The 26,670-nt window shown below is 55.3% G+C and carries 26 protein-coding genes; 10 read left to right on the top strand and 16 right to left on the bottom strand.

Annotated features, from left to right (window positions below; translation table 11 throughout):
• Nucleotides 1-3: 3 nt before the first annotated feature.
• Both H0S68_RS24105 and waaA read right to left on the bottom strand, forming a co-directional pair.
• On the bottom strand, nt 4-777 hold the full coding sequence (locus H0S68_RS24105) for a glycosyltransferase family 2 protein (protein WP_410529059.1): 774 nt from the start codon (nt 775-777) through the stop codon (nt 4-6).
• A complete protein-coding gene (gene waaA / locus H0S68_RS24100) occupies nt 778-2,055 on the bottom strand; it encodes a lipid IV(A) 3-deoxy-D-manno-octulosonic acid transferase (RefSeq protein ID WP_048762411.1) in 1,278 nt (425 codons plus the stop codon).
• 125 nt (nt 2,056-2,180) lie between these two features.
• On the opposite strand from waaA, the gene H0S68_RS24095 reads away from it, so the two are divergent.
• Complete coding sequence (locus H0S68_RS24095) at nt 2,181-3,194, top strand: glycosyltransferase family 9 protein (RefSeq protein WP_020837605.1); 1,014 nt, start codon at nt 2,181-2,183, stop codon at nt 3,192-3,194.
• A 32-nt stretch (nt 3,195-3,226) separates the two neighbouring features.
• On the opposite strand, the gene H0S68_RS24090 is transcribed toward H0S68_RS24095, so the two are convergent.
• Genes H0S68_RS24090 through rfaQ form a run of 3 tightly spaced genes read right to left on the bottom strand, consistent with a single transcriptional unit; the run spans nt 3,227 to nt 6,533 of the window.
• Nucleotides 3,227-4,324: a glycosyltransferase gene (locus H0S68_RS24090; RefSeq protein ID WP_122080468.1), complete on the bottom strand. Its 1,098-nt coding sequence runs from the start codon at nt 4,322-4,324 to the stop codon at nt 3,227-3,229.
• Between the two features lie 2 nt (nt 4,325-4,326).
• Complete coding sequence (locus H0S68_RS24085) at nt 4,327-5,454, bottom strand: glycosyltransferase family 4 protein (RefSeq protein WP_122080467.1); 1,128 nt, start codon at nt 5,452-5,454, stop codon at nt 4,327-4,329.
• Nucleotides 5,451-6,533 carry a putative lipopolysaccharide heptosyltransferase III gene (rfaQ, locus tag H0S68_RS24080; protein WP_410529058.1) on the bottom strand — a complete coding sequence of 361 codons (1,083 nt, stop codon included), beginning with the start codon at nt 6,531-6,533 and terminating at the stop codon, nt 5,451-5,453. The genes H0S68_RS24085 and rfaQ overlap by 4 nt, the downstream gene beginning before the upstream one ends.
• 211 nt (nt 6,534-6,744) lie before the next feature.
• Between rfaQ and H0S68_RS24075 the strand changes: the two genes are divergently transcribed.
• Complete coding sequence (locus H0S68_RS24075) at nt 6,745-7,701, top strand: polysaccharide deacetylase family protein (protein ID WP_128865462.1); 957 nt, start codon at nt 6,745-6,747, stop codon at nt 7,699-7,701.
• Between the two features lies 1 nt (nt 7,702).
• The gene (locus H0S68_RS24070) at nt 7,703-8,800 is read left to right on the top strand and encodes a glycosyltransferase family 9 protein (RefSeq protein ID WP_128865463.1); all 1,098 of its coding nucleotides are present in this window, start codon (nt 7,703-7,705) and stop codon (nt 8,798-8,800) included.
• Between the two features lies 1 nt (nt 8,801).
• Here H0S68_RS24070 and H0S68_RS24065 read toward each other — a convergent pair whose 3' ends face one another.
• The 6 genes from H0S68_RS24065 to rfaD are packed head-to-tail and all read right to left on the bottom strand — an operon-like array spanning nt 8,802 to nt 15,183.
• Entirely contained in the window at nt 8,802-9,785 is a 984-nt protein-coding gene (locus H0S68_RS24065; protein ID WP_409325476.1) for a glycosyltransferase family 2 protein, read from the bottom strand.
• A 4-nt stretch (nt 9,786-9,789) separates the two neighbouring features.
• Nucleotides 9,790-11,028: an O-antigen ligase family protein gene (locus H0S68_RS24060; RefSeq protein ID WP_217331901.1), complete on the bottom strand. Its 1,239-nt coding sequence runs from the start codon at nt 11,026-11,028 to the stop codon at nt 9,790-9,792.
• 28 nt (nt 11,029-11,056) lie between these two features.
• Complete coding sequence (locus tag H0S68_RS24055; protein WP_201895897.1) at nt 11,057-12,220, bottom strand: glycosyltransferase; 1,164 nt, start codon at nt 12,218-12,220, stop codon at nt 11,057-11,059.
• Nucleotides 12,217-13,182, bottom strand: a complete 966-nt coding sequence (rfaC, locus tag H0S68_RS24050) for a lipopolysaccharide heptosyltransferase RfaC (protein WP_130016864.1) — start codon at nt 13,180-13,182, stop codon at nt 12,217-12,219. The genes H0S68_RS24055 and rfaC overlap by 4 nt, the downstream gene beginning before the upstream one ends.
• Before the next feature lie 2 nt (nt 13,183-13,184).
• The gene (gene rfaF / locus H0S68_RS24045; RefSeq protein WP_020837591.1) at nt 13,185-14,231 is read right to left on the bottom strand and encodes an ADP-heptose--LPS heptosyltransferase RfaF; all 1,047 of its coding nucleotides are present in this window, start codon (nt 14,229-14,231) and stop codon (nt 13,185-13,187) included.
• Nucleotides 14,232-14,253: 22 nt separating this feature from the next.
• Nucleotides 14,254-15,183 (bottom strand): ADP-glyceromanno-heptose 6-epimerase, encoded by a 930-nt coding sequence (gene rfaD, locus H0S68_RS24040; protein ID WP_020837590.1) that lies wholly within the window; start codon nt 15,181-15,183, stop codon nt 14,254-14,256.
• A gap of 240 nt (nt 15,184-15,423) precedes the next feature.
• On the opposite strand from rfaD, the gene kbl reads away from it, so the two are divergent.
• Both kbl and tdh read left to right on the top strand, forming a co-directional pair.
• Nucleotides 15,424-16,620 carry a glycine C-acetyltransferase gene (gene kbl / locus H0S68_RS24035; RefSeq protein ID WP_046374879.1) on the top strand — a complete coding sequence of 399 codons (1,197 nt, stop codon included), beginning with the start codon at nt 15,424-15,426 and terminating at the stop codon, nt 16,618-16,620.
• A 9-nt stretch (nt 16,621-16,629) separates the two neighbouring features.
• Nucleotides 16,630-17,655 (top strand): L-threonine 3-dehydrogenase, encoded by a 1,026-nt coding sequence (tdh, locus tag H0S68_RS24030; RefSeq protein ID WP_044554904.1) that lies wholly within the window; start codon nt 16,630-16,632, stop codon nt 17,653-17,655.
• Nucleotides 17,656-17,687: 32 nt separating this feature from the next.
• Here the strand turns inward: tdh and H0S68_RS24025 are convergent, their stop codons facing one another.
• Genes H0S68_RS24025 through gpmM form a run of 3 tightly spaced genes read right to left on the bottom strand, consistent with a single transcriptional unit; the run spans nt 17,688 to nt 21,544 of the window.
• On the bottom strand, nt 17,688-18,653 hold the full coding sequence (locus H0S68_RS24025) for a divergent polysaccharide deacetylase family protein (protein WP_130016867.1): 966 nt from the start codon (nt 18,651-18,653) through the stop codon (nt 17,688-17,690).
• A 2-nt stretch (nt 18,654-18,655) separates the two neighbouring features.
• Complete coding sequence (gene envC / locus H0S68_RS24020; protein WP_116691556.1) at nt 18,656-19,990, bottom strand: murein hydrolase activator EnvC; 1,335 nt, start codon at nt 19,988-19,990, stop codon at nt 18,656-18,658.
• Nucleotides 19,991-19,999: 9 nt separating this feature from the next.
• Complete coding sequence (gpmM, locus tag H0S68_RS24015) at nt 20,000-21,544, bottom strand: 2,3-bisphosphoglycerate-independent phosphoglycerate mutase (RefSeq protein WP_392454895.1); 1,545 nt, start codon at nt 21,542-21,544, stop codon at nt 20,000-20,002.
• Nucleotides 21,545-21,842: 298 nt separating this feature from the next.
• On the opposite strand from gpmM, the gene H0S68_RS24010 reads away from it, so the two are divergent.
• From H0S68_RS24010 to cysE, 5 genes are all read left to right on the top strand, one after another.
• On the top strand, nt 21,843-22,277 hold the full coding sequence (locus tag H0S68_RS24010) for a rhodanese-like domain-containing protein (protein ID WP_400827928.1): 435 nt from the start codon (nt 21,843-21,845) through the stop codon (nt 22,275-22,277).
• 28 nt (nt 22,278-22,305) lie between these two features.
• Nucleotides 22,306-22,554, top strand: a complete 249-nt coding sequence (gene grxC / locus H0S68_RS24005; protein WP_012147490.1) for a glutaredoxin 3 — start codon at nt 22,306-22,308, stop codon at nt 22,552-22,554.
• 59 nt (nt 22,555-22,613) lie between these two features.
• Entirely contained in the window at nt 22,614-23,084 is a 471-nt protein-coding gene (gene secB / locus H0S68_RS24000; RefSeq protein ID WP_020837579.1) for a protein-export chaperone SecB, read from the top strand.
• Nucleotides 23,084-24,103, top strand: a complete 1,020-nt coding sequence (gpsA, locus tag H0S68_RS23995; RefSeq protein WP_020837578.1) for an NAD(P)H-dependent glycerol-3-phosphate dehydrogenase — start codon at nt 23,084-23,086, stop codon at nt 24,101-24,103. Before secB ends, gpsA begins: the two co-directional genes overlap by 1 nt.
• A gap of 106 nt (nt 24,104-24,209) precedes the next feature.
• Entirely contained in the window at nt 24,210-25,031 is an 822-nt protein-coding gene (cysE, locus tag H0S68_RS23990; RefSeq protein ID WP_046374883.1) for a serine O-acetyltransferase, read from the top strand.
• 63 nt (nt 25,032-25,094) lie between these two features.
• Here the strand turns inward: cysE and H0S68_RS23985 are convergent, their stop codons facing one another.
• The gene (locus H0S68_RS23985) at nt 25,095-25,766 is read right to left on the bottom strand and encodes a DUF3313 domain-containing protein (protein ID WP_020837576.1); all 672 of its coding nucleotides are present in this window, start codon (nt 25,764-25,766) and stop codon (nt 25,095-25,097) included.
• Nucleotides 25,767-25,899: 133 nt separating this feature from the next.
• Nucleotides 25,900-26,649, bottom strand: coding sequence for a CHAD domain-containing protein (locus H0S68_RS23980; protein ID WP_259220105.1), 750 nt, complete (start codon nt 26,647-26,649; stop codon nt 25,900-25,902).
• Between the last annotated feature and the right edge of the window lie 21 nt (nt 26,650-26,670).

The raw sequence follows: 26,670 nt of genomic DNA, 5'->3' as shown, positions 1-26,670 counted from the left end.
GATTCACTTCTCTGAATAGTTGCGGCCCAATGCCCAGAGTGCGGCATATTTATTGAAGGTATATTGCGCGTTGACCACGGCTAACAGCAACCCCTGTTTACCGTCCAGGAAGCCGGCACGCAGCAGCCAGGTTTTGCAGAAGGCGCCAAGGGTGTGGGTCAGTATCGACAGATAGCCGCAGCGCTTGCCTGCCTGGTGGCGTTGAATGGCCCACTCTTCGGCATAACGCAGCTGTTTGCGTTGAAAGGCAAAGAAGTCACGGCAGGTCAGGTGCAGCAGATCGCCGCTAAGGGGCACCACTTTCGCCCCGTCAGTATTGAGCGACTCGTGCACCAGATTGTCGTTATAGCGATAACGCCGATTGGCATACAGGCGGTTGACGCGATCGGGATACCAGCCGCTGTGGCGCATAAAGCGCCCCAGGAACAGGTTGCGGCGTGCGCAGCTGTAGACCTTATTCTCATCCGGCGCGGCCAGCGCTTGTTCAATAGACTGGCGCAATTCCGGCGTAACGCGTTCGTCGGCGTCAATCATCAGAATATAGTCGTGGCTGGCGTAACTTTGAGCCAGTTGGCGCTGTTTGCCGAAGCCCTGCCAGTCGGTATGGGTGAATACTTTGGCACCCAGGCTTTTGGCAACGGCGACGCTGTCATCCTGGCTGCCAGAGTCGAGCATGATGATTTCGTCTGCCCAGGCAACGGAGTGCAGGCAATCCGGCAGCAGCCCGGCCTCGTTCTTGGCGATAATCACCACCGACAGGCTTTTACGGTCGCTCATTTAATGGCTCCGAGGCGGCAGGTGCGGTTCCAACAGTTGCAGCAGGCGTTGCAGCGCTCCCTGGTTTTGATACAGCACTTCCACCGCGTGGCGGCCGTAATAGCGACGATAGTCTTCATCGGTGAGCAATGTAGCCACTTCCTTGACCAGCGATTCCTCGTCGGTCACGGTGATCAACCCCTCGGCTTGCGACAGTTTGGCGCAAATGTCCTTGAAGTTGAAGGTATGTGGCCCCATCAGTACCGGAATGGCGTGTGCCGCGGCTTCCAGCGGGTTATGCCCGCCGCGTTCCACCAGGCTGCCGCCAACGAAGGCCAGATCGGCAATGCCGTACAGCAGCATCAGCTCGCCCATGGTATCGCCGATCACCACCTGAGTGCCGCCGGAAGGGATTTCACCGCTGCTGCGAAGGGTGTAACTGAAACCAGCTTTTTGTACCAGATCTTTGGCCGTCGCGAAGCGTTCCGGGTGGCGAGGCACCAGGATCAACAGCAGGTCAGGGTGTTTCTCCAGCAGTTTTCGGTGTGCAGCCAGCAGAATGCTTTCTTCGCCTTCATGGGTGCTGGTGGCGATCCACACCGGGCGACGCGGCGCCCATTGACGGCGTAATGTGACCGCGCGTGCAGCCAGTTCCGGAGTAACGGAAATATCGAATTTCAGGCTACCGGTAACGGTAAGCTGTGAGCGTTTCAGGCCAAGCTCGATAAAGCGCTCGCCATCTTCCTGATTTTGCGCGGCGATCAGCGTAATACGGCGCAGCATATCGCGGACAAAACCGCCGATTTTTTTATAACCGGCGGCTGAGCGGGCAGAGAGACGGGCGTTGGCGATCACCAGCGGAATTTGGCGCTGATGCAATGCGTTAATCAGGTTGGGCCACAGCTCGGTTTCCATGATGATGACCAGCTTGGGATTCACCTGATCCAGGAAACGGCGCATCGAGCCAGGCAGATCGTAAGGCAGATAAACGTGATGAACGTCTTTACCGAAGGCGGACTGCACGCGTTCTGAACCTGTCGGGGTCATCGTGGTCACAGTAATCGGTAAATAGGGGTAGCGGTGGCGTAGCGCGCGGACCAAGGGGATGGCGGCCAGCGTTTCACCCACGGAGACGGAATGCAGCATGATCCCGCCCGGCACGACTTTACCGGCGCAGAAGCCATAGCGTTCTGCCCAGCGTTTACGGTAGGCTGGAGCTTTGCGGCTGCGCAACAGTAAGCGGAGCCAGATCAGGGGTTGGATAAGGTAGAGTAGTACCTGATATAAACGCAGCAACATTCTATCAATTTCATTTATATGGGTTATTCAGAATAGTACCATAACTGGAAGGGAAAGGCGCTAATTTGGTAACCTTGGGTGTCAGTTTCAGACAACAGGCGAGAGATTTCGCTGATAGGCTTGGAATGAAGAATATTTTAATTATTCGCCGTGACAATATTGGCGATCTTGTTTGTACAACCCCGTTGATCGAAGGGGTGAAAATTGCCTATCCGGACGCCAAACTTTATCTGTTAATCAATAAAGTTAGCCAGGATGTCGTTAAAAATAACCCGCATCTGGAAAAAGTCTTTGTCTATAAAAAAGCAAAGCATAAGGCGAAAAATGAAACCACGCTGGGGGTTTATTTCGAACGGCTGATGATTTTTCTTCAGCTGCGTAAAATAAAATTCGACGCGGCCATCCTGGCCAATCCGGTACCCTGCAAGTACAGCCTGCGATTGGCAAAAATGGCCGGGGTCAGCAATATCATTGGTGCAGATTTAGGTACGCCTGATATTCATCATCCTTTCCGCAAGGCGAATTTCAGCGGAAAACATCAGGTAGAACATACCTTCAGCTACCTCTCGGCTATTACCGAACAATCCATCCCTATCCCGCCGGTGCGGGTGTTTCTGACCGCGGAAGAGCGTCAACAGGCAGCGCAGCGGTTGCAAGCCAGCTTACCGTCGGTCGAGCGGATTTGTGCCGTTCATATCAGCAGCCGCAGCCCTAAGCGGCGCTGGCCGATCGAACGCTATGCTGAAATTATCAATCGCTTACTTGCTGAACCCAACACGGGAGTCCTGATTTTTTGGTCGCCTCAGGGCACGCTGACGCCGGATGATATTGGCGATCAGAAACGGGCCGAGCAACTGTTGGCGCTGTGCCAGAACGAGCGTGTGGCGCTGTACCCAACGGCGTCAGTGCGGGAATTACTGGCCGGTTTTGATTTATGCGACAGGGTGCTGTGCAGCGATGGTGGGCAGATGCATCTGGCTGCCGCGTTGAATAAAGATATGGTGGTGTTCTTTGGCGATACGGATAAAGAATCCTGGCATCCCTGGTCCGGCCGCTATCACATTTTGCAGACCGAATCGGGTGACTGTATTGATGTGCCCGTTGATGATGTGTGGGAAAAAATACAGGCGTTCAATTAATTAAAAATAAGGCAGGGTTTCCCCTGCCTTAATTATTTTTTGAGCGATAAATATTGCTGACAAATAGGCTGTAACCCATAGCTCAGCAGCTGTTGGTGATTAATCTCCGGGGGCGAGGCATACATTTCCGCCATTTTTTCCGCCAGCGATTTTTCATTGAGCTCCGCCAATGCGTTTTCCATTCCCGCTTTTTCCAGAATTTCCGCAGGACCGCCCGGGCAACGGGTGCTGACCACCGGCGTATCGCACAGCAGCGCTTCAACCAGTACGTTGCCAAAGCCCTCACTGTCGGAGCTCAGCACCAGCAGGGATGCGTGGCGAATAAACGGGTAGGGATTGGCCTGGAAGCCGAGAAACAGCACGCGCTCGGCAATGCCCAACTGGTTCGCCAGTTGCTTCACCTGTGCGATATGGGATTCGCTGCCGGTGCCGATCAGCGCCAACGGCGCCTGTATACCCGATTGGGCATAGGCTTTCAGCAGGCGATCGTGCCGTTTGTGCGGATGAAAACGCCCAACGTGCACCAGGTAATCTTTGCCCGCCAACTCGCAGGGCTCTGCCGCCTGCTGCTCGATGCTGGCAATGTCGAACGGATTATTGATCACTTCCAGTCTGCTTGGCTGGATCGGCAGGTTCCGCTGTAAATCGTCCCCGACGGCCTTTGATACCGCAACGATATTTCTGCCTTGGTAAACCGCCGCGATTTTTCGCTGTTTCAACCAGCGATCCAGCCCCTTGCGGTGGCCCAGATAAGAGGTTGAAAGGATGCCGTGAATGCAAAACCACAGGCGATCTGACGAGAGCAGTTTGCTGCGGCTGACGATGCGATCGGTTTTATGCAGGTTGGAGAACACCAGATCATAGGCGCCCTGTTGGCGTTCGTTATCTGCGATGGCCTTGTCCAACGCGGCGGCGCGGCGAGACAGTTCGGTCAGTTTACGCCATGGCGAACGGCTGCTGTCCGCCACCACCTGGTAGTGAATGCCGGTAGGAATAGGGTAGTTACAGACATCGCGCAATGAAATCAGACTGACGTCATTGCCCATTTGCTGCATGCCCTGGCACAGCGTCAGCACCACTTTTTCTGCGCCGCCGCCGGGCAGGCCGTCAATAATCATCAGAATACGCATAGTTAATCCAGCAGCCGGTTATAAAGGGATATCAGCTGTTCCGACAGGTGTGCCGGGGTAGCCGACATGATACGTAATCTTGCGGCTTCACCCATGGTGGAACCCTGAGCCTGACGTGGCAACGCGGTGATCGCCTCGATCAGCGCCGGTACGTCGAGGGCATCGGTCACAAACCCATTTTGCCCCTGAGTGATAAACTCGGCACCGCCACAGGTGGTGCTGGTGATCACCGGAAGGCCACAGGACATGGCTTCCAGAATCACATTGGGGAACGGGTCGTACAACGTCGGTAATAACAGCGCATCGGCGGCCTGGTAGAAGGGCAGCGTTTGTTTCTGCACTCCCATAAACCGCACCCGTTCGCTGCAACCGAGCGACTGCGCCAGCGCCTGATAGCGTTTTTCGGCCTTATCCTTGCCTACCACCAGCAGATAGCTGTCGGTGGCTGCGACGGCGCGAATGGCGGCGGCCAGCCCTTTGCGTTCAAAACCTGAGCCGACAAAAATCAGGCAGTGCGCCTGTTGCGGGATCTGGTATTGCTGACGTAGCTGCTGTCGCTGTTCGGCATTGGCGGGCAGAAATTTTTGATTATCAATGGCGTTGTAGATCACCGTAATTTTATCGGCGGGAACGCCGAAATCATCGATGATTTCCTGTTTAATCATTTCGGCGTTGCAGATGACCGCTTTCAGCTCCGGAGCGGCGTACATCGCCCGTTCCGCACACATAACGTAGCGGTGGTAGCGGTTGGAGAACAGCCACTTGCGGCGCCATTCCGGCAGCAGGCGCGCCCGCTGCAATAACCAGCGGCGATGCACGCCATCGCCGGCGCGATAAATATCGCAGCCCGGAATGCGCTCATGGCTTTGCACCAAATCGAAGCGTTCCTTTTGCCACAGGGCTCTGGCCGCGTCGGCAAAGCCGCGTTCACGGCTGATGCGGCCAAATTTCAGCGGATTGCACAGGTGAATGTGCCAGTTCGGGTTGGCATCACCCTGCCATTCGCGGGTGATGACGTTAAGATCCAGGTCCTGCTGTTCCAGCGCCTCCAGGGCGCGTGAGACGAAACGCTCAGCTCCACCGTCCGGGCGGTATTTTTGGCGAACGATCGCCAAACGAAATGCTTTCATGCCAGCGTGCTCCGCGCGGCTGCAATCACCGCGTCTGTAGGAATAAGGTCCAGATAACGTTCATCGGTGCCGGTATCAATGGCGTCTGGATCGGGCAAGGTGCCATAATCACCGGCCCATATCACATGGCCAATGACCTGCCATGGACGCCAGAACACCAGCTTGGAAGGGCCAAACAGCGCGACGCAAGGGGTCTGCAGCGCGGCGGCCATGTGCATAGGAACCGAGTCTACGCCGATAAACAGTTTAGCGTGGTCGATCAGGGCGGCCAGTTGCCGCAGCGTCAGTTGCCCAGCCAGGGACACTACGCCCTGTGGCGGACAGAGCGCCAGAATGCGCGCCACCATTTCGCGTTCCTTTGGATCCGGGCCAGAGGTGATCACCAATGAGTGACCGTCGGCCTGCAACGCGCTGATGGTGGCGGCCATTTTTTCTTCGCTCCAGCATTTGAAGAACCAGCGGGAAGTGGGTTGCACCACAATGTAATCGCCGGTAATGCCCTGTTGCTGCAACAGTTGCTCGCAGGCTTGCCAGTCCTGCGATGGATAGCTCATGGTGACCTGCTGACTGACGCCTGGCAGGCCAAGCGGCTGTAACAGCGACAGGTTTTGTTCAACGGTGTGCAACCGGGCATGATCGCTGACCGGTACCAAATGCGTGTGGCAGTGCCGCCATAAGAAGCCCTGACGCTTGGGGAAATCGAACCCCAGCCGGATACGTGCACCGGTCAGCCGGGCGAGAATAGCGCTGCGCCACTGATCGGCCAGGTTGACCACCAGATCGTAATGCCGGGCCTTAAGCTGTCGGATCAGATTCAGTTCATGACTCAGGTGCGCTTTCGTACCCTGTTTTTTCCATTGACGATCGATCACGAAGATGTTCGACAAGGCCGGATGGCTGACCAGCATTTCCTGGGTTTCTTTATACAGCAGTACGTCGATCTGCGCCTGCGGGTAGTTTTGCTGCAGGGTATTGATGACCGGCGTGATCAGCAACATGTCGCCGTGGTGGCGAAGTTTAACGATCAAAATACGCTGTATCGAGGTATCAGGAGCAAGGGCTGGCGCGTCGTTCATCATGAGTCGCTTTCAGGGAAACCAATCTTTGATTCTAAATGACCCGATCGCATGTGGCTACTGTTGCACGGTTTTCTTGCCGTGAAGAGAAAAAATCGCCTTGGGAAGTGACAAAATGCCTTCAACGTTGTCAAAACCAGGCACTAAAGTCGTTTGCCCTGGCGAAACGCCCTGCGTAACATAATGCATTCTGTTGATATCAGGCCCGATATTTATGACCAAACCGGCATTTCTCATCACCATTGATACCGAAGGCGACAATCTGTGGCAAAACCACGATCGCATTTCGACCGATAACACGCGCTTTTTGCCGCGCTTTCAGGCGCTGTGTGAGAAATATGGCTTTAAGCCGGTGTACCTCACCAACTATGAAATGGCGATGGATGCAGAATATGTCGAGTTCGCTCGCGATGTGATTGCCCGCGGTACCGGCGAAGTGGGAATGCATCTGCATGCCTGGAACAGCCCGCCGCTGACGCCGTTGACCGAAGATGACTGGCGACACAAACCCTATCTGATCGAATACCCGGCCGAGCAAATCCGCGCCAAGGTCGATCACATGACCAAACTGTTGGAAGACAGCTTCCAGACAAAAATGCTCAGCCATCGCGCCGGGCGTTGGGCGTTTAACGAATACTATGCCGCCTTGCTGCTGGAGTATGGTTATCAGGTGGATTGCTCGGTTACGCCGCGCGTTAACTGGCAGTACTCACCGGGCAACCCGCAGGGTAACGGCGGCACTGACTATCGCCATTTCCCATCGCAGGCCTATTTTATCGATCCGGAAAATATCGCCAGAGCGGGTTCCTCATCTCTGCTGGAAGTGCCGATGAGCATTCAATATAAACATTCTGCGCTGATGAATACGCTGAAGCAGGGTTACGATCGGCTGCGTGGCAAACAACGTTCGCCGTCGGTTAACTGGCTGCGCCCAAGCGGCGGCAACCTGGAAAAAATGAAGCTTGTGGCTGAGCGCTGTTTGGCGCAGGGGCATGATTACGTGGAATTTATGCTCCACTCTTCCGAGTTTATGCCGGGGGGCAGCCCAACCTTTAAGACCGAACAGGATATTGAAGTGTTGTACCGTGATTTAGAGCAGCTGTTCGCCTGGCTGCAGCAGCGTACGGTTGGCATGACGCTGGCCGAGTATTATCAACTTAAAGTGAACTGACATGTCGAAAAAATGGAAAATTAAGGTCGCGGATTGGTTTTTGCGACGTTATACCGCAAAGTCCGGCCGTTTCCAGGATAAGGCGACTTTCGACAGTCGGCTTCAATTTGACAATATCGTCATCTATTCCACGACGGCGTTGGGCGACTTTATGTTTAACACGCCTGCGCTGCGGGCGATGCGTGAACGCTATCCGAACGCGCATATTACTCTGGTGGTTCACAAGAAGAATCAGGAGCTGGTGGAAAACGGCCGCTACTACAATCGCGTGGTGTATTGGGACAGCAAAATCAAAAGTCTACGTCCGCTGTTGAAATCGCTGCGCGAACATCAGCCGGATTTGGCGCTGATCCTGCACTCACATCTGCCGTACGACATTATCAGCGCCGTCTTATCCGGGGCTAAATACATTATCCGGGATAACTACAGCTCCGGAATTTGCGGGCTGGAACCTTGGTTGACCAACTATATCTTCCATTACTACGGCCATTTTATTCGCCGCAAGTTGGAGCTGATTTCCATTTTGGGTTGCCGCAGCGACGATCCCACCATGGAAATTCCCGCGCCGTATCAACCGGGCGTCAAAAGCAGCGAGCACTGTACGATAGGCTTTCAGTTGGGCGCGTCTACCGAATCGCGCTGTTGGCCGGTATCGCATTTTGCCCGGTTGGCCGATGAGCTGGTGGCCAGGCATGCCAATGTGCGCATCGTACTGATTGGCGGGCCTTTCGACGAAGGGAAAGCGCAGCAGTTTCTGAGCCAGGTTAGCCCTCAAACCCGGGAGTGTGTAGACAACCGCATCGGCAAAACGGGGCTGCAGACGTTGCTGACGCTGATCGACAGCTTCCATGTGTTGGTTACCGGCGATACCGGCCCACTGCATTTAGCCGTGGCGCTGAAGGTAAAAACCATCAGCCTGTTTGTCACCGCGGATTCGCGTTCTACCGGACCGATTCAGGATCCGGAGCTGCATCGGATCATTCAGGTTTCCCGTACCGGCTATACTATGCCGCTGGAGGCTGAAAGCCCGATGGGCGTGATCCAACCACAGCGTATTTACGCTGAAGTGGTGGATCATTTATCGCTGAATAAAGAGTGAGTTAGCGCTTTTTCAGTTGCCAGCGCATTTTTGACAGCCAGGTGTCCACACGTGCATACCGCATTTGCCGGATCTTTTTTCGCGGTACGCCGCTGTTGCTGCAGACTTCAGCCAGGCGTTTGAAGGCACGTAGTGTTTCCGGTTCATAGTGATAGTAACCGTACAGCGCTTTCGACATCGCTCTGATTTCTGAAAAACAGTTCCCGAGCATCAGAGCCGCCAGCTGGCGCAGTGGCTCGTCATCTCGGTGCTGTTCGACAAAACTCAACATTTTCCCCGTCGCAAAAAGCATGTCCTCAATATCCTTGGATTTGATATTGCGGGTGATCCCCTGACTGTTATCTCGATAGAAATAGAGCACGTGGTCGAGATGAGTAATTTTGCGCGTTTTGAAATATTGAAAAGGCGTGAAAATGACATCTTCATAGCGTCGACCGTCTTCGAATCGGTCACCTTCCAACAATGAGCGTCGATAGACACGGCTCCACAGGTGCCACATTGAGTGGGAAAATAACGGGGTGAGACAGGCCAGGCCCTGGCCAGCAAAGTCATAAGTGCTGCTGCGGATCGCGGTGCCAACAGGCTGTACCGGCGGACTGTCAGCAAACTTCTGATAATTAAAATCGATCAGGTCGTCTTCGTTTGCCAGCAGCAATGGCCGCAGAATGGCCAGATAGTCGCTGCTCAGCAAGTCGTCGCCGTCGAGGAAGGTGACATAGCGCCCGGTAGCCAGCTGCAAGCCGACGTTGCGGGCGTGGGCGATACCGCTATTTTCTTGCGAAATAAAGACCACCTGGGGATGCCGGCGTTCGGCTAACAGTTGGCGCACCAGCGAGGCGGACTTGTCGGTCGAGCCGTCATCAATGATGACCACCTCGATATCATCGCCGATCTGGTTAAACAGCGAGCTCAGGCTGGCAACGACGAAATTTTCGTTGTTGTAAAATGGCACGATAACGCTGAGCAGAGGCGGCGATGAGTTCATGAGGTTAATCCTGAGCGACCGACGTTTTTTTCACTGAAAGCACGCTGGCAACGATCGCCAGGCAAAAAATCGCCGTACCTTCAGTGCTAAAGAATATGACGTCACTGAGCCCATAAACAAACAGGCTGAAGGTCACACCCAGCAACAGTGCATTGCGGTGAGGCTTTAATGAGGAAACAAATAAGCCGATGTACAGCGCCAGTAAAAACAGGGCCCCCCAGACGCCTTTGAGCGAGTAGGTTTCCAGCAGCTCATTGTGCATATGAACATTGATATAAGGCATTACGCCATACAGTTCGGGCTGCTTGGCAACTATAGCTTTGATTTCCTCTCCGCGCTGTTCTGCCGATTGTCCCATCGGGGCCAGGTTTCCGGTACGCACCCCGATTATTTGCATCGTAAGGCGTGACATAATGGAATTGTCGATTTCTGGATTATTCGCTTGCTGCATGTTGGTTTTAAAATCGGCAATACGCTGTTCAATTTGTGGTTTAAAGATGAACCCGCAGGCGACCAACAATAAAGGTACTGAAGCTATCAGCAGGATTTTGTGCTTATGGGAAATCAGGTTTTTTGTCGCCAGTATCGACAGGCCTACCGCGACCGGGTAGACCAGCATCGCCGCCCGGGTGCCGGTCAGCACCAGCGTGGATAAGGTGACCAGAAAGCCGATGATATAGAGCGGAATGCGGTATTTCGTTCGCAGCATCAGAATTGCCTGCAGCATGACCAGATTGATGGCGGTAATCAAATAGGCGGCAACGGTAGCGCGATCGAAGTTAATCTCTACGCGGCCAATATCCAGCCACAAGCCCTGATAAAGGGAATAACCGTTGACCGCAATACCCGTCACCAACGCAATAACAATAAAGGCGCGTTGCATGCAAAGGCGTTCATTTAACGCAATCAGCAGAATAAAGGCGGTGGCGATCTGCAGCTTGCCGGTCGACATGTATGAGCGGTAAATATTGATGTAATCGCCCGGTTGTTTAAAGTGCTGCAACCAGAAAATGCTCCCCATGCCTACGCAGAAAAACAGAACGGGTACGATAAGGTTTTTTTTGTTTTTAAAGTAATACTTCAGGTTTAAACACACGGCGATAAATGAGATATAGCTGGCGACATAAAAAAGATTGCGCCCGGTGTCGGAACCGAAGGGGATAGTACAAAACGCGATAGCGCATCCCAAATAGATCAGATAACTGAAGACAGGGTGCGGTGTGGTTTCTTTGAGTAGTTGCATGGGGCTGGGTTTCCGGCTCGCATTAATGTTAAGCAGTAAATGATTTCAGCGCGTCGTCAAATTCTGTTTTGAACATAGCGTAGCTGAAATGTTCAACCGGGTAACGCTGCGCATTTTGACTCATACTTTGATATGTTTCCGGCACTATCAGCTTTTCCACTGCATCTGCGCACTCAAGATGTGACAGCAGTTTCGGCATGACCAAGGTATCGCTGAGTGGATCATAGACATCGTGAGGGAAATCCACCTTGATACCCGTTAGCCGTTGATGTTCATCAATCGTTACCGAGGGGAGCAAGCCAATACCGCAGTGCCCATCTTTGATCACCTCTGGCTGACCATCGACCTGCGGGAATATGACCGGCACGCCGAAATACAACGCTTCCATACAGGATAAGCCGAAGGGCTCGGTGATCGGCGTACTCATATAGATATGTGTGCGGTTGAAGAAATCCGCAACGTTATCCTGAAAACCGCTGAAGATGACCCGGTCGCCCAGCTCGAGCTTTTCCGCCAAGGCTTCAAATTCTGCCCTGTCGGGTCCCTTGCCTGCAATTTCCAGAGTGACATCATGCCCGCGGCGCAGCAGTTCCTGCATCATCAGTAACGACACGCTGATGCCTTTCAGGCTGACCAGGCGAGAGGCGGTGCCTATTCTGATCGGCTTGCTGAGTGGTTTCAGGCTATCGCTGATACCGGAGGGCGTTTTCAGTCGGTTGATCACCACGTGATTCGGACAGGGCAAATTAAAGCGCAGTTCCATCACCCGTTTTGAGGCAAATGAAGCCGATATCACCCCGTCCAGCATGGCGAGAAAACGCAAGGTTTTGTGATTCTTCGGGTAGCGCCATGAACAACCGTGATCGTAGTAAACCAGCTTACCGCGTTTCGGTTTGGCGGCCAGACCGGGTACCAGATCCCAAACGATGACCACGTCGGCATTGGCCTTTTCGATTTTGCTTTTCAGCAGGTATTTGCGTAAAAACTGCGGGCAGCGCAGTGGCAAAGCGTTCACCAGCCGGTTGGCAAAGGTAACTTTTTGGTCAGGCATTTGCCGGCGGATCTCTTCACCGACCTCGCTACTGATGCAAATCACCTCGTTACTGCCGTCGGTAGTGTCGTTGATATACTGCAGGAACAGGCGTTCGACGCCACCCATCTTCCCTAAATTGATAACGTGCAGCTTTTTCATCCAATAACCTTTTGCAACTCGGCCCAGACTGAACCGGCGGAGAGCGTCGCCATGCTTTTTTCTGGGGAAATCAGAGAATGTTGATTCTGACCGTAACCACCGATCAATCCTGGATCGGTGGGACCAAACAGCGTGATATTCGGCCTGTCTAGCGCGGCGGTCAGGTGGCTAAGGCCGGTATCAACCGAGACCACGCATTTCGCACCGGCCAGCACTTCGGCCACCTGCTGCAGACTGAGCTTGGGTAAAACCTCGACGTGCGGGAAACCTTCCGCCAGACGCAGTGCGCGTTGACGCTCGTGCTCTGCGCCCCACGGTAGTTTGATCTTCAAACCGGTTGGCTCAGTTAACGCGATCAGATCGCGCCAGTGTGTTTCCGGCCAGTGCTTCTCATCGCGGGTGGTAGCATGCAAAAACACCAGATACTGGCCAGCATCGGCCGGCAGATGGCTGAGAAAGCGGGCCGCAATGGCGTAATCGCCGACGCTGTCGGGTTTTTCATAGCCCAGGCTTTTGGCAAACAGCTCGCGCGTACGCTCAACGGCATGTTGCTGTTTGTCGATATCGTAGCGGTGGTTGTAGAACCAGCTGGCGAAGGGCTCACGGGCGCTTTTGCTGTCCTGACCGTGTTTGCTGCCTTTGGCGATGCGAGTGATCAGCGCGGCGCTTTTGATTAACCCCTGGGCGTCGATCACCGCGTCGTAATTTCGCTCCTGCACCACGCGTTTAAAGTCGCAGCGTTGCTGGCGAGTTTCACTGCCAAACCAGTTTTTGCGCCAGCGGCGTATCGCCACTGGGATCACACGGTCCACCGCCGGATGCCAGGTGGGGATTTGGCTGAAGTTTTCCTCAACCACCCAATCAAAGCGAATACCGGGAATGGCCTGCATGGCGTCGGTGAGCGCAGGTAGCGTGTGGAGTACATCTCCCATGGAAGAGGTTTTTACAATCAACACCTGCATGCTTATTCCTCGCTGGCGGCAAGTAACGGCGTCAGCGCGTCCAACACCTGCTGTGGCTGAATATCGATCAGGCTTTGATGGTAACCCTGATCGGCATCGCCTTTGCGTATCTTATGGTAACCGCTAATTAAGCGGATCACTTTGGCCTTGTCGGACAGCGGCGGCGTGAAGTCCGGGCTGCTCGGGCCGTACAAGGCTATCAGCGGTTTATTCAACGCCGCCGCAACGTGCATCAAACCTGAGTCGTTACTGACCACGGCCGAACAGGAGGCCAACAGGATCACCGCTTGCTCCAGCTGAGTTTCCCCAGCCAGGTTCATGCAAAAGCCGCGGGCGTCGTCATCCAGCGCAGCGCGGATCTGTTCGCCCGCCTCGTTATCCTTGGCGGAACCGAACAGGGCGATTTGATAACCCTGATCGATCAGCTTCTGTGCCAGAGCGGCATAGTGATAATGCGGCCAGCGTTTGGCCGGACCGAACTCGGCGCCGGGGCAAAAGCCGATGATCGGCCGATGATCGGTCAGGTTGAAGGCGGCGGTAGTTTCGGCAATCTCTTCGTCGCTGACCTGCAGTTGCGGCCACAGTAGCGGCTGCGGCAGATCTTCTGCGCGTTGAATACGTTGCTTGTCATAGGCTAGCGCGACATAACGCTGCACCATCAGCGGGAAGGCGGCCTTGTCCAGTACGCGAATATCATTCAGCAGGCCATAGCGCATTTCCCCGCGCCAACCAACGCGCCGTGGCACCTGGGCAAAGAAGGGCACCAGCGCAGATTTGAAGGAGTTCGGCAGCACATAAGCGCGATCGTATCCGTTAGCGCGCAGGGCATGCCCGAGACGTCGACGCTCACCGAGTGCCAATGCGCCGTGGCCTAACGGCATCGACAGGGCCTGGTTGACCTCCGGCATACGCGCCAGCAATGGACGGCACCAGGCCGGCGCCATCACATCAATTTCTGCCGTCGGGTGCTCGGCCTTCAGGGTGCGGTAGAGACTTTGCGACATCATCATATCGCCAACCCATGAAGGGCCGATAACCAGTATTTTCATACCCTACGTTTGTTCCTTCAGCTTAGGCGGTGCGGTTCAACCAGGCCATGTACTCTTTCACGCCTTCGGCGACCGTTTTGAACGGTGCGTCATAGCCGGCGGCGCGCAGCTTGGTCAGGTCGGCCTGGGTAAACGCCTGATAACGACCTTTGAGTTTTTCCGGGAACGGGATGTTTTCCACTGCGCCTTTCTGATGGAAGTCGACTACCGCGTCGGCCACCGCCTGGAAGGTTTCCGCACGGCCGGTGCCGCAGTTGAAGATGCCGGAGACGCCGCTTTTCCAGAACCACAGGTTCACTGCCGCTACGTCGCCGACGTAGATGAAATCACGCTTGAAGTTCTGGCTGCCGTCGAACAGTTTCGGGTTCTCGCCGCGGTTGATCTGGCTGTTCAGGTGGAATGCCACGCTGGCCATGCTGCCCTTGTGGCCTTCGCGCGGGCCGTAGACGTTGAAGTAACGGAAGCCGCAGATCTGTGAGTCTGCCTCCGGCAGAATTTCACGCACGTACTGGTCGAACAGGAATTTCGAGTAGCCGTAGACGTTCAGCGGCTCTTCAAACTGGCGCTCTTCGATAAACTCTTCACGACCGCCGTAGGTGGCTGCAGAAGAGGCGTACAGGAACGGAATTTCGCGATCCAGGCAGTAGTGCAGCAGATCTTTAGAGTACTGATAGTTGTTGTCCATCATGTACTTGCCGTCCCACTCGGTGGTGGACGAGCAGGCACCTTCGTGGAAAACCGCGTCGATTTCACCCAGATCGTCACCGGCCACGATATTGGCGATGAAATCTTCTTTGTCGATATAGTCGGCGATGTCGAGATCGACCAGGTTGGCGAATTTGGTGCCATCTTTCAGGTTATCTACCACCAGGATATCGCGATACCCTGTGTCATTCAGCGCTTTAATGATATTGCTGCCGATCATGCCGGCGCCACCAGTGACGATAATCATTGGGTTACCCCTGTTATTCTGCCCGGTGGGACACGGTGTCCCACGCTCAATGCCGCTTATAATAGCATTTCATGCCGCTGCAAACATCGGACGGGCTCTGAATATCCCGTGATGTCGAGCACTGCAGTACTTTGCCGTGATATCTGCTGCAATTTTCATATTCTCTCCCGCTGATTCTCGTCAGTTTGGTTACAAATCAGTAAAATATGTTGAAAACAGCCCAATCCTGGAGATAACCGAATGTCCGCGTCTTTTTATCAGCAGTTGGAACAACAACTTGAGACCACCCGTAGCGAGGGATTGTTCAAAGAAGAGCGCATTATTACTACCGCTCAGCAGGCTGATATCGCCGTAGCCGACGGCAGCCATGTGATCAATTTCTGCGCCAACAACTACCTGGGCCTGGCTAACCACCCGGCGATGATCGCGGCGGCCAAGGCCGGTATGGACAGCCACGGTTTCGGCATGGCGTCGGTGCGCTTTATTTGTGGCACCCAGGATAGCCATAAACAGCTGGAAAAAAAGCTGGCCGATTTCCTCGGGATGGAAGACGCCATCCTGTATTCCTCTTGTTTTGACGCCAACGGGGGTCTGTTCGAAACCCTGCTGGGTCCGGAAGACGCCATTATCTCTGATGCGTTGAACCATGCTTCGATCATCGACGGTGTCCGCTTGTGCAAGGCGAAGCGCTATCGCTACGCCAACAACGATATGACTGAATTGGCCGCACAGCTGAAGCAGGCCAAGGCTGATGGCGCACGGCACATCATGATCGCCACCGACGGCGTGTTCTCCATGGACGGCGTGATCGCCAACCTGAAAGGCGTGTGCGATCTGGCGGACCAATATCAGGCGTTGGTGATGGTGGATGACTCCCACGCGGTTGGTTTCGTTGGCGCCAACGGGCGTGGCACCCACGAGTATTGCGAAGTGATGGGGCGCGTCGACATCATTACCGGTACCTTGGGCAAGGCGTTGGGCGGCGCTTCCGGCGGCTATACCGCGGCGAAGAAAGAGGTTGTGGAGTGGCTGCGTCAGCGGTCGCGCCCTTATCTGTTCTCCAACTCGCTGGCGCCGGCGATTGTTGCAGCGTCGATCAAAGTATTGGAATTGCTGGAAGAGGGCGATGCACTGCGCGATCGCCTGTGGGCCAATGCGAGCCTGTTCCGTGAAAAAATGACCGCGGCGGGCTTTGAGCTGGCCGGGGCCGATCACGCCATCATCCCGGTGATGTTGGGTGAAGCAAAACTGGCGCAGGAATTCGCCAATGCGTTGCTCAAGGAAGGCATCTATGTAACAGGTTTCTTCTATCCGGTGGTGCCGAAAGGCCAGGCACGCATCCGTACCCAGATGTCTGCCGATCATACCCCGGAGCAAATTGAGCGTGCTGTTGCGGCGTTCATTCGTATCGGTAAAGATCTTGGCGTTATTGCATAAGGTAAAACCATGAAAGCATTGTCAAAACTGAAAGCGGAAGAAGGGATTTGGATGACCGATGTGCCTCAGCCGGAGCTGGGTCATAACGACATCATGATTAAAATCCGTAAAACCGCGATCTGCGGTACCGATGTTCATATCTATAACTGGGATGAATGGTCACAGAAAACCATCCCGGTGCCTATGGTCGTCGGCCACGAATACGTGGGTGAAGTGGTTGCCATCGGCCAGGAAGTCAAAGGGTTCAACGTCGGCGACCGCGTTTCAGGCGAAGGCCATATCACCTGCGGCCATTGCCGCAACTGCCGGGGTGGCCGCACGCACCTGTGTCGCAACACCACCGGTGTGGGCGTGAACCGTCCAGGGTCGTTTGCTGAGTATCTGGTGATCCCGGCGTTCAATGCCTTCAAGATCCCGGACAATATCTCCGATGAACTGGCGTCAATCTTCGACCCGTTCGGCAATGCGGTGCACACCGCGCTGTCGTTTGATTTGGTGGGCGAAGACGTGCTGGTTTCCGGCGCCGGCCCGATTGGCATCATGGCCGCAGCGGTATGTAAGCACGTTGGCGCTCGCCACGTGGTGATTACCGACGTTAACGAATACCGTTTGGATCTGGCGCGTAAAATGGGCGTGACCCGTGCGGTGAACGTCAGCAAAGAAAACCTGAACGACGTGATGGCCGAGTTGGGCATGACCGAAGGGTTTGACGTTGGGCTGGAAATGTCCGGTGCGCCACCGGCGTTTCGTTCGTTGCTCAATGCGATGAACCACGGTGGGCGTATTGCCATGCTGGGTATTCCACCGTCGGATATGTCGATCGACTGGAATCAGGTGATCTTCAAAGGGCTGTTTATCAAAGGGATTTACGGTCGTGAGATGTTTGAAACCTGGTATAAGATGGCGGCGCTGATTCAGTCTGGTTTGGATCTGACGCCTATCATTACTCACCGTTTCTCGATCGACCAATTCCAGCAGGGCTTTGATGCCATGCGTTCCGGCCAGTCCGGGAAAGTGATTTTGAGCTGGGATTAACAGTAAAAAGGGCCGGAATTCCGGCCCTGATTTTATGCTTTAGGTTTGTCTGGCGTTGAGTCCGTCCAGCGTTGCCACTGACGTTTAATGAAGGTCACGGCCGGCGACTGGGTCACGCTTTCGCCGATCACACTCATGACCTTGCCCGCGTTGACTTTTTCCTTCGGCAACTTGACCTTACACTGCTTGATCCCGCCATTGAACGGGTTCTTCGGCTGCGGTTTCTGCGGTTTGACCGGTGGTGGAACATAGCTGCCGCCACTACCGCCGCCCTGTGGTTCGTTCAGCAGCGAGCTGGGTTTCACCAGCACGATGTCGCTTGGCAGCGTAGGCAGCATTTGCTGCAGCACTTTCACCGTCGCCGGCCGCGGGTGGCCAATGGCAATAGCGGAACCGTTGCGCCGTGCCAATTCGACCGCCCGGTTGAACTGGCGGCGAATATCGGCTTCGCTGGCCGTATCGTCCAGGAACACCTTACGCTTGATCACCTTCACATGGGTGCCGGCCGCCGCTCGGGTGGCCTGGCTGTTGCCGATGGTCATGCTGTCGAGGAAATAGAGCTGATAGCTGTCGAGCGCCTGCATGACTTTTTGCATGCCGGGCAAGCTGGAGGTCATGGCGCTGCCCATGTGGTTATTCATACCTACCGCATAGGGCACATTATTGACCGCATTGCGGATAATGCGCTGGATCTCTTCGCTGCTCATGGAAGGCTGTAGCGTGTCACGCTCCAGCGGTTGCTTACTGAGCGGCGCCATCGGCATATGGATCAGTACTTCCCGGCCCTGACTGTGGGCGCGGGTGGCCATTAAGCGGGCATGGGGGGCGTTGGGCAGCACTGCAACGGAGATGGCCGTCGGCATTTGCAGCACCGCACCTTCTTCGTGCGGGCGGTAGCCCACGTCATCGATGACGATGGAGAGTTTCCCTGCCTGTGCGGCGCAGACCTGCAGCAGACAGCCAATCAAGACGGCAGTATGGATTTTGTTATAGCGCAAATCTATCTTCCCAACCACGGTAGTGGGTTAACGGCCTGACCCTGGCGACGAATTTCGAAATAGAGCGATGGCGTTCCCTGGCCTCCGCTGGTGCCTACCAGGGCTATCGGTTGGCCGGCGCGCACCTGTGCCCCGACGTTGACCAGTGCACTTTGGTTGTAGCCGTACAGGCTCATGTCACCCTTACCGTGTTCGATGACGACAACCAGGCCATAGCCCTGCAGCCAGTCGGCCAGCAGCACGCGGCCGTCGGCGATAGCTTTCACTTCGCTGCCTTCGGCGGCGGAGATCACCATGCCTTTCCAGCGTAGTTCACCTTGCAGCTGTTCACCGAAACCATGCAATGTGCGGCCGCGGACCGGCCAGATTGCCTGCCCCCCCGGTCTGCCAAGACCGCCGGTACGGGCCATCAGTGAGCGGTCGGCTTCGCTTGGCTTATAGCTGGTGCCGGTTTTCTTCGCCTGCTGTTCTTTGACGCGAACCTGCTCGCGAACCTTGGCGGCCTCACGCGCTTCGCGTTCCGCTCGGGCACGGGCTTCTCGTTCGGCCCGGGCAATCTTGTCGCGCATGCGGGTTTCGTTCTGGCGCAGTTCCACCAGACGCTGCTGATCTTTTTCCAGCGAGGCTTCCAGCGCGGTCAGCGTTTTCTTACGTGCACCGCGTGCCTGCTCCAGCTTCTGCTGCTGCGTTTGTTGTTCGCCTAGCAGCGATTTCTGTTGGCCCTGCTTGGCCACCAGCGTGGTTTTTTGCTTTGCCAGCTCGGCGCGGGTTTGCTTCAGTTCTTCAATGGTTTGCTGACGCGCGTCGTTCAGGTAGCCGAAGTAAGCCAAAATACGCTCGCTACGCTGGCTCTCCTCACCACTGAGGATCAATTGCACGGCGCTGTGCTGGCCCTGGCGGAAGGCGGCATCGAGCTGTTTTGCGAGGATTTCCTGCTGGGTGGATTGCTGCTTTTGCAGCTTGGCGATTGAGGCATTCAGGCCGGAGATATCTTTCCCCAGTTGGCTCAATGTGCTTTGGGTGTCACGCAGCAGGCGGCTGGCCTGCGCGATGGTTTTTTCTTGCTGCTTAAGCTGATCCTGCAATGAGCTGCGCTGTTGCTGCTGCTGCTTAACCGCCTTTTCTTTCTCGGCGATGCTTTGCTGGATGTCTTTGAGCTGGGATTTATTGTCTTCCGCCGCCTGGCTGGCTAACGGCAACAACAAGACGCCAGCGTAAAATACGCTGGCGCACAGGGTGGTTAACTTCCTTGGCGCGGTGCGTTCAGGCAGCGGCTGGCTGCCTGGGTTTGCGCTTCGGGTTACCCTTGATAGTGCAAAAAACGCCTTTTCCCTCATAGGGAAGGATTATTCCACGATGAACAGCGGCTTACCAGTCATCTCTTGCGGGATTTCCATTCCCATCAGCGTCAGCATGGTCGGCGCGATGTCCGAAAGCTTGCCGCCGTTGACTGCGCGGGCAGGCTTGCCGATGTAAATCAGCGGTACCGGAAGGCTGGTGTGGGCGGTGTGCGCCTGACCGGTCGCCGGATCGCGCATTTGCTCGGCATTACCGTGGTCGGCGGTGATCAGCAGTTGCCCGTCGACGGCTTTCACCGCTTCGACGACCTGGGCGATGCAGCCGTCCAGCGTTTCCACCGCTTTCACTGCCGCGTCGTAAACCCCGGTATGACCCACCATATCGCCATTTGGATAGTTGCAGATGATGGCGTCGTACTTGCCGCTGTTAATGGCGGTCAGCAGTTTGTCGGTCAGTTCGGCGGCGCTCATTTCTGGCTGCAGATCGTAGGTCGCGACCTTCGGTGAGTTGATCAGCACACGTTCTTCCCCGGCAAACGGCTCTTCAACGCCGCCATTATAGAAGAAGGTGACGTGGGCGTATTTTTCGGTTTCCGAAATGCGCAGCTGGGTTTTGTCGTGCTTCATTAACCATTCGCCGAAGGTGTTGTTCAACGATGCCGGCGGATAGGCGCAGGGAACTTTGATGTCGGCCGCGTATTCGGTCAGCATCACGAAATCACCAAAGTTGATGACTTTGGCGCGTGGGAAACCGTCGAAATCCGCATTTACGAAGGCACGAACGATCTGGCGTGCGCGATCGGCGCGGAAGTTCATGAAAATCAGTGCGTCGCCGTCGTGCAGTTCGGCCGTGGCCTCCCCGGCAGTCTGGAGAACGGTCGGCTTGACGAACTCGTCGTTCTCGCCGCGCTGGTAAGCGGCCTGCAGGGCAGCAACGGCGTTGTCGGCGACAAAGTCGCCCTTGGCCTGGGTCAGTAAATCATAAGCCAGTTGAACGCGATCCCAGCGGTTGTCGCGGTCCATGGCGTAGTAACGGCCGATCAGCGATGCGATACGCCCGCAGCCGAGGCTGGCAAAGGCATCGCTAAAGCGTTGCAAGGAGGGTTCAGCACTGCGTGGCGGGGTATCGCGACCGTCGAGGAAGGCATGCAGGTAAACGGCTTTGGCACCGCGCTGCGCAGCCAGTTCAATCATGGCCAGAATATGGTCTTCGTGGCTGTGCACGCCGCCCGGCGACAGCAACCCCATGATATGCACTGCTTTGCCGGCCTGCACGGCCTTGTCGACCGCCGCCGTCAGCGTTGGGTTAACGAAGAAATCGCCTTCTTTGATTTCTTTATCCAACCGGGTCAGATCCTGATAAACGATGCGCCCGGCCCCCAGGTTGACGTGGCCGACTTCCGAGTTGCCCATCTGACCGTCAGGCAGGCCGACATCCAGCCCGGATGCGGCGATAAGAGTATGCGGCTGTTGTTGCCACAGGCGATCCATCACCGGCGTTTTGGCGTTCACAATGGCGTTGTCCTGTTGCTCCTCACGGTGGCCGTAGCCGTCCAGGATCACCAGTACCATCGGTTTTTTGTTGCTCGACATTGCATTAACCTCGTTATGAATTTTAAGTTGTGAATAGCCATCTGCCCGATGCCGGAGTGATGGCTATTCACCCTAAAAACCGACCGATTTTACAACGCCGACGGTTAAAAAGAGCCCAGAGAGATCAAAGTTGCGGTCAACAAGGGCGGCTTTTAGGCTGTGGCGCAGAGAATTTCTCAGCGTAGCCCGCAGTTTCTGCACTAGCGCTTGCTTATTGGCTGTATTTGCTGCACTCGGCAGGTATACTCTGGAACCTTGAGTTATTTTTTCCTTAAACTGACGGGAGTTGTTACACCCCATGCTGCAAGAAATTATGCAATTCGTTAGCAAGCATCCCATACTGAGCCTGGCCTGGATCGCCCTGCTGGTTGCGGTGATCGTCATGACCTTCAAGAGCAGTTTCTCCAAGGTGAAAGAGATCACCCGTGGTGAAGCCACCCGACTGATTAATAAAGAAGATGCCGTTGTGGTGGATACCCGCAGCCGTGATGATTTCCGCAGAGGCCACTTGGCCAACGCGATTAACCTGACCGCCAGCGAAATCAAAAGCGGCAACCTGGGCGAGCTGGAAAAACACAAGGCTCAGCCGATCATCGTGGTGTGTGCCAACGGCACCACTTCCCGCGAGCCGGCAGAAAACCTGCACAAGGCGGGTTTCGAAAATGTCACCACGCTGAAGGACGGGATTGCCGGCTGGAGCGGGGAAAACCTGCCATTAGTACGCGGTAAGTAATTGTTTAACGTAGTTGAGGTGGTAATCCATGGCTAACATTGATATCTACACCAAAGCGACCTGCCCGTTCTGCCATCGCGCTAAAGCGCTGCTGAACAGCAAGGGCGCCGCGTTTAACGAAATCGCCATCGATGGCGATAATGAAAAACGCGAAGCGATGATTGCGCGCAGTGGGCGCACCACCGTGCCTCAGATTTTCATCGATGGCCAACATATCGGCGGCTGCGATGATTTATATGAACTCGATGCTCGTGGTGGTCTGGATCCGCTGCTTTAAGCGGGCCGCTACCAGTTACTGAGTGTCAATAAGGACGTTTAACCAAGGGTATTACACACATGTCAGAACAAAACAGCACAGAGATGGCTTTCCAGATTCAGCGCATTTACACCAAGGATATCTCCTTCGAAGCGCCAAAAGCGCCGCAGGTTTTCCAGCAGGAATGGCAGCCAGAAGTTAAACTGGATCTAGATACCGCTTCCAGCCAGTTGGCTGACGAAGTGTATGAGGTTGTACTGCGCGTAACCGTGACGGCGTCTCTGGGCGAAGAAACTGCGTTCCTGTGTGAAGTGCAGCAGGCGGGCATCTTCTCCGTAGCGGGCATCGACGGCACGCAGCTGGCGCATTGCCTGGGCGCATACTGCCCGAACATTCTGTTCCCGTATGCGCGTGAGTGCATCACCAGCCTGGTTTCTCGCGGTACATTCCCGCAGCTGAACCTGGCACCGGTTAACTTTGACGCGCTGTTCATGAACTATCTGCAGCAGCAGGCGGAAGGCGAAGGTGCCGCACCACATCAGGATGCCTGATGAACAGCGTCAATGCTTCAATGACAGTGATCGGTGCCGGCTCGTACGGCACCGCATTAGCTATTACGCTGGCGCGTAACGGCCACTCCGTGGTGCTCTGGGGCCATAACCCCGAGCAGATTCAAAAAATGCAGCACGATCGCTGCAATCAGGCCTTTCTTCCCGACGTCACCTTCCCCGATACGCTGTTGCTTGAAGCCGATTTGGCCCGTGCGCTGGCGGCCAGCCGCGACGTGCTGGTGGTGGTGCCAAGCCATGTATTCGGTGATGTGCTACGCCAGTTGAAACCGCATTTGCGGCCGGATGCCCGTATCGTTTGGGCGACCAAAGGGCTGGAGGCAGAAACCGGTCGGCTGTTGCAGGACGTGGCGCGCGAAGCACTGGGCGAAGCCATTCCGCTGGCGGTGGTCTCCGGACCGACGTTCGCCAAAGAGCTGGCTGCCGGGCTGCCTACCGCCATTGCGTTGGCCTCTACCGATGCGCAGTTCGCCGATGACTTGCAGCAGTTGCTGCACTGCGGAAAAAGTTTCCGCGTCTACAGCAACCCCGATTTTATCGGCGTGCAGTTGGGCGGGGCAGTGAAAAACGTGATTGCCATTGGCGCTGGGATGTCAGACGGTATCGGGTTTGGTGCCAATGCCCGTACCGCATTGATTACCCGCGGCTTGACGGAAATGACACGCCTTGGCTCTGCGCTGGGTGCCGATCCTTCGACCTTCATGGGCATGGCAGGGCTGGGCGATCTGGTGTTAACCTGCACCGATAACCAATCGCGCAACCGCCGCTTCGGTATTATGCTGGGGCAGGGAAAAGGCGTGCAGGAAGCGCAGGACAGTATAGGTCAGGTGGTCGAAGGCTATCGTAATACCAAAGAGGTATTGGCGTTGGCGCAGCGGCACGGCGTTGAAATGCCGATTACCGAACAGATTTACCAGGTGCTGTACTGCCATAAAGATGCCCGCGAGGCTGCACTAAGCCTGTTGGGGCGGACCAGAAAAGACGAAAAACACAACGCTTGACCTATAAAATAGAATGCGGGGCGGCATGCTGACCCCGGCAACTGAATTGGGCTGCCTGATTGCTATGCGATGAGGCAGCCTGTTTTGCAAGGCGGAGAGGAACCTGATGTCGTCAGAAGAGTTAGAGCAGGTCTGGAATAGCATTAAATCAGAGGCGAGAGAGCTGGCTGAGTGTGAACCGATGCTGGCTAGCTTTTATCATGCGACGTTGCTCAAGCACGATAACCTGGGCGGTGCGCTCAGCTATATTCTGGCAAACAAGCTGGCAAATCCCATTATGCCGGCCATTGCGGTGCGTGAAGTGGTGGAAGACGCCTACTTAGCCGACCAGCAAATGATCGCTTCGGCCGCCCGTGACATCCTGGCCGTGCGCCTGCGAGACCCGGCGGTAGATAAATATTCAACGCCGCTGCTGTACCTGAAAGGTTTTCATGCGCTGCAGGCCTACCGTATCGGCCACTGGCTGTGGCTGCAGGGGCGGCAGGCATTGGCGATATATCTGCAGAATCAGATTTCGGTCGCTTTCGGCGTGGACATCCACCCGGCGGCCACGATTGGCTGCGGCATTATGCTTGACCACGCTACTGGTATCGTGATCGGTGAAACTGCCGTAGTAGAAAATAACGTGTCTATTCTGCAGTCGGTTACCCTTGGTGGTACCGGAAAGACCAGCGGCGATCGCCATCCGAAGATCCGTGAGGGCGTAATGATTGGCGCCGGGGCTAAAATTCTCGGCAATATCGAAGTGGGTAAAGGCGCTAAAATCGGTGCTGGCTCGGTGGTGCTGCAGTCTGTACCTGCGCATACGACCGCCGCGGGCGTGCCTGCACGCCTCGTCGGCCGGCCAGAAAGCGATACGCCGTCGATGGATATGGACCAGTACTTCAACGGTACCAATCACGGCTTTGAATACGGTGACGGGATTTAATCCGCTGAGTTGACGAATAAAATCGGGGGAGCTTTGGCTCCCCTGATTTGTTTCTTCGCAGGGTTAACCCTGTTTAGGGAAGTTGGTGATGTCTTTAACCATGTCGTCGATCGCTGCTTTGACGTCTTCCGCTGTTACCGGTGAGCTGTCGTTGCTGACGGTTTTACCATAGGCTTTACGAGCGACTTCCAGCACCGTTTTGCCGGTGTCCTGATCGATCAATTCACCTTCGATATACAGCGTGGTGTTTTGGGTTCTGTGACCGCTGGCCGCCATGGTGCTGGCAACCACAGCCGCGACCGGTACCACCTCATAGAATTTCATATCTTCGTTTTCTGCAGACACTGCGGTGATGGCGAGTTTAGCCACCAGCACGCGTGATCCGGCCGGACTATTGAGTACGGTAAAGCGATCTTGAAGCGCGGTTTTAATCCGCTGAGAAGCGTAAGCCTTTATTTTATTCAGCGTATCTTGGCTAACGCGCGTCGTCGGTTTTTCAGCAGGGAAATAGACTACTGGCTCAAAATACAGGCCGCGGTAGTTGGACTCTTTGTAGCTTGGGTCGATCCAGCGCAGCGTTTTGTGGCCGCTTGGTGATGTGGTTTCCTGCAGTTTGCTGTAGTCAGACAGGAATCCCGAGTACTGATCCGTTTTGGTTACTTTGGACGAACAGCCCGCCAGTAACAGGCCCGCTGCCAAAACCGCCATGGCAACGCCCAAACGTTGTTTTTTCATACGATTTCCTATGATGAATGTCGATTACCCTTACAAAACATAGCTTATTATCCTCCGGGGCAGTGAATGTTTTCGGCGCTCGCCGTGCCCTGTTTCTGCATTCTTTTGACAGTATCGTGATACGCCGCTGGTTTTAGGCACTCAGCGTTCGCGAAAGTGAAAGCAGTGCCTTTTCTGCTTGCTCCCGCGTCGTCTCCAGCGCCATTTGCCACTGCGGCAACAGCGGCCAGAGATCTTGCTGGTTTTCGGCCTGCTGGCACCAGACAAAACGATCGTGCCAATCTCCGAGTGCGCTTTGTGCCGTTTTCAGGCTGGCGACGGTTTCAGGCGTGATGAGGGAGAGTTGAGAATAGGCTTCGGCAACATAACGCAGACGCTTAACCAGCAGGCGCAGTTGGTGCCGATCGTAATGTATGTCGGCCAATGCCAGGCGTAGCTGTTTTACCTGGAGGCGCAGGCGGAGGGCAACACGACGTTTGATGTGTCGGGGTTGAGTTCGGTGAAAGATTTTTGGCCAGGTATGTAGCAGAGTGGGAAAATGGGTCAGCAACGGGTGTGACATCAGCGCGAGTTTGCGGCGGTACAGCTCGGTTTTGCGCGTATTGGCCTGCCATGCCAACTGATGCAGTTCCAGTTCGGCGATCAGCACTTCCAGATCGCGTATCGGCGTAGTGATTTTTCCCAAGTCGGCAGCAGCGCTGCTGAGGCCAGTTACGCCAGGGATACCGCGTAATGGTCGCAGCAGACTTCTGATACGCTGCAGGTTGATGCGTACGTCGTGCAAGGCCTCAACGTCTGAGGGGGCCTGCAAACGCAGCAGCGCCTGATTCAGCGCGCGCTCGAGCCTGCGTATCTGCGCAATAATGCTCTTAGCCAAAGCCATGCGATGTCCCCGGAGAGGAAA

It is taken from the genome of Serratia sp. AXJ-M (assembly GCF_046531865.1).
GTDB classification, from domain to species: Bacteria; Pseudomonadota; Gammaproteobacteria; order Enterobacterales; family Enterobacteriaceae; genus Serratia; species Serratia liquefaciens.
Note: the sequence above shows the minus strand (reverse complement) of the source record. Positions and strands in the feature narration are given on the sequence as shown.

Bases quoted from the DNA above. Each gene is read 5' to 3' on its own strand.
- H0S68_RS24105 (WP_410529059.1), bottom strand. From the start codon at position 777: ATGAGCGACCGTAAAAGCCTGTCGGTGGTGATTATCGCCAAGAACGAG.
- waaA (WP_048762411.1), bottom strand. From the start codon at position 2,055: ATGTTGCTGCGTTTATATCAGGTACTACTCTACCTTATCCAACCCCTG.
- H0S68_RS24095 (WP_020837605.1), top strand. From the start codon at position 2,181: ATGAAGAATATTTTAATTATTCGCCGTGACAATATTGGCGATCTTGTT.
- H0S68_RS24090 (WP_122080468.1), bottom strand. From the start codon at position 4,324: ATGCGTATTCTGATGATTATTGACGGCCTGCCCGGCGGCGGCGCAGAA.
- H0S68_RS24085 (WP_122080467.1), bottom strand. From the start codon at position 5,454: ATGAAAGCATTTCGTTTGGCGATCGTTCGCCAAAAATACCGCCCGGAC.
- rfaQ (WP_410529058.1), bottom strand. From the start codon at position 6,533: ATGATGAACGACGCGCCAGCCCTTGCTCCTGATACCTCGATACAGCGT.
- H0S68_RS24075 (WP_128865462.1), top strand. From the start codon at position 6,745: ATGACCAAACCGGCATTTCTCATCACCATTGATACCGAAGGCGACAAT.
- H0S68_RS24070 (WP_128865463.1), top strand. From the start codon at position 7,703: ATGTCGAAAAAATGGAAAATTAAGGTCGCGGATTGGTTTTTGCGACGT.
- H0S68_RS24065 (WP_409325476.1), bottom strand. From the start codon at position 9,785: ATGAACTCATCGCCGCCTCTGCTCAGCGTTATCGTGCCATTTTACAAC.
- H0S68_RS24060 (WP_217331901.1), bottom strand. From the start codon at position 11,028: ATGCAACTACTCAAAGAAACCACACCGCACCCTGTCTTCAGTTATCTG.
- H0S68_RS24055 (WP_201895897.1), bottom strand. From the start codon at position 12,220: ATGAAAAAGCTGCACGTTATCAATTTAGGGAAGATGGGTGGCGTCGAA.
- rfaC (WP_130016864.1), bottom strand. From the start codon at position 13,182: ATGCAGGTGTTGATTGTAAAAACCTCTTCCATGGGAGATGTACTCCAC.
- rfaF (WP_020837591.1), bottom strand. From the start codon at position 14,231: ATGAAAATACTGGTTATCGGCCCTTCATGGGTTGGCGATATGATGATG.
- rfaD (WP_020837590.1), bottom strand. From the start codon at position 15,183: ATGATTATCGTCACTGGTGGCGCCGGCATGATCGGCAGCAATATCATT.
- kbl (WP_046374879.1), top strand. From the start codon at position 15,424: ATGTCCGCGTCTTTTTATCAGCAGTTGGAACAACAACTTGAGACCACC.
- tdh (WP_044554904.1), top strand. From the start codon at position 16,630: ATGAAAGCATTGTCAAAACTGAAAGCGGAAGAAGGGATTTGGATGACC.
- envC (WP_116691556.1), bottom strand. From the start codon at position 19,990: ATGAGGGAAAAGGCGTTTTTTGCACTATCAAGGGTAACCCGAAGCGCA.
- gpmM (WP_392454895.1), bottom strand. From the start codon at position 21,544: ATGTCGAGCAACAAAAAACCGATGGTACTGGTGATCCTGGACGGCTAC.
- H0S68_RS24010 (WP_400827928.1), top strand. From the start codon at position 21,843: ATGCTGCAAGAAATTATGCAATTCGTTAGCAAGCATCCCATACTGAGC.
- grxC (WP_012147490.1), top strand. From the start codon at position 22,306: ATGGCTAACATTGATATCTACACCAAAGCGACCTGCCCGTTCTGCCAT.
- secB (WP_020837579.1), top strand. From the start codon at position 22,614: ATGTCAGAACAAAACAGCACAGAGATGGCTTTCCAGATTCAGCGCATT.
- gpsA (WP_020837578.1), top strand. From the start codon at position 23,084: ATGAACAGCGTCAATGCTTCAATGACAGTGATCGGTGCCGGCTCGTAC.
- cysE (WP_046374883.1), top strand. From the start codon at position 24,210: ATGTCGTCAGAAGAGTTAGAGCAGGTCTGGAATAGCATTAAATCAGAG.
- H0S68_RS23985 (WP_020837576.1), bottom strand. From the start codon at position 25,766: ATGAAAAAACAACGTTTGGGCGTTGCCATGGCGGTTTTGGCAGCGGGC.
- H0S68_RS23980 (WP_259220105.1), bottom strand. From the start codon at position 26,649: ATGGCTTTGGCTAAGAGCATTATTGCGCAGATACGCAGGCTCGAGCGC.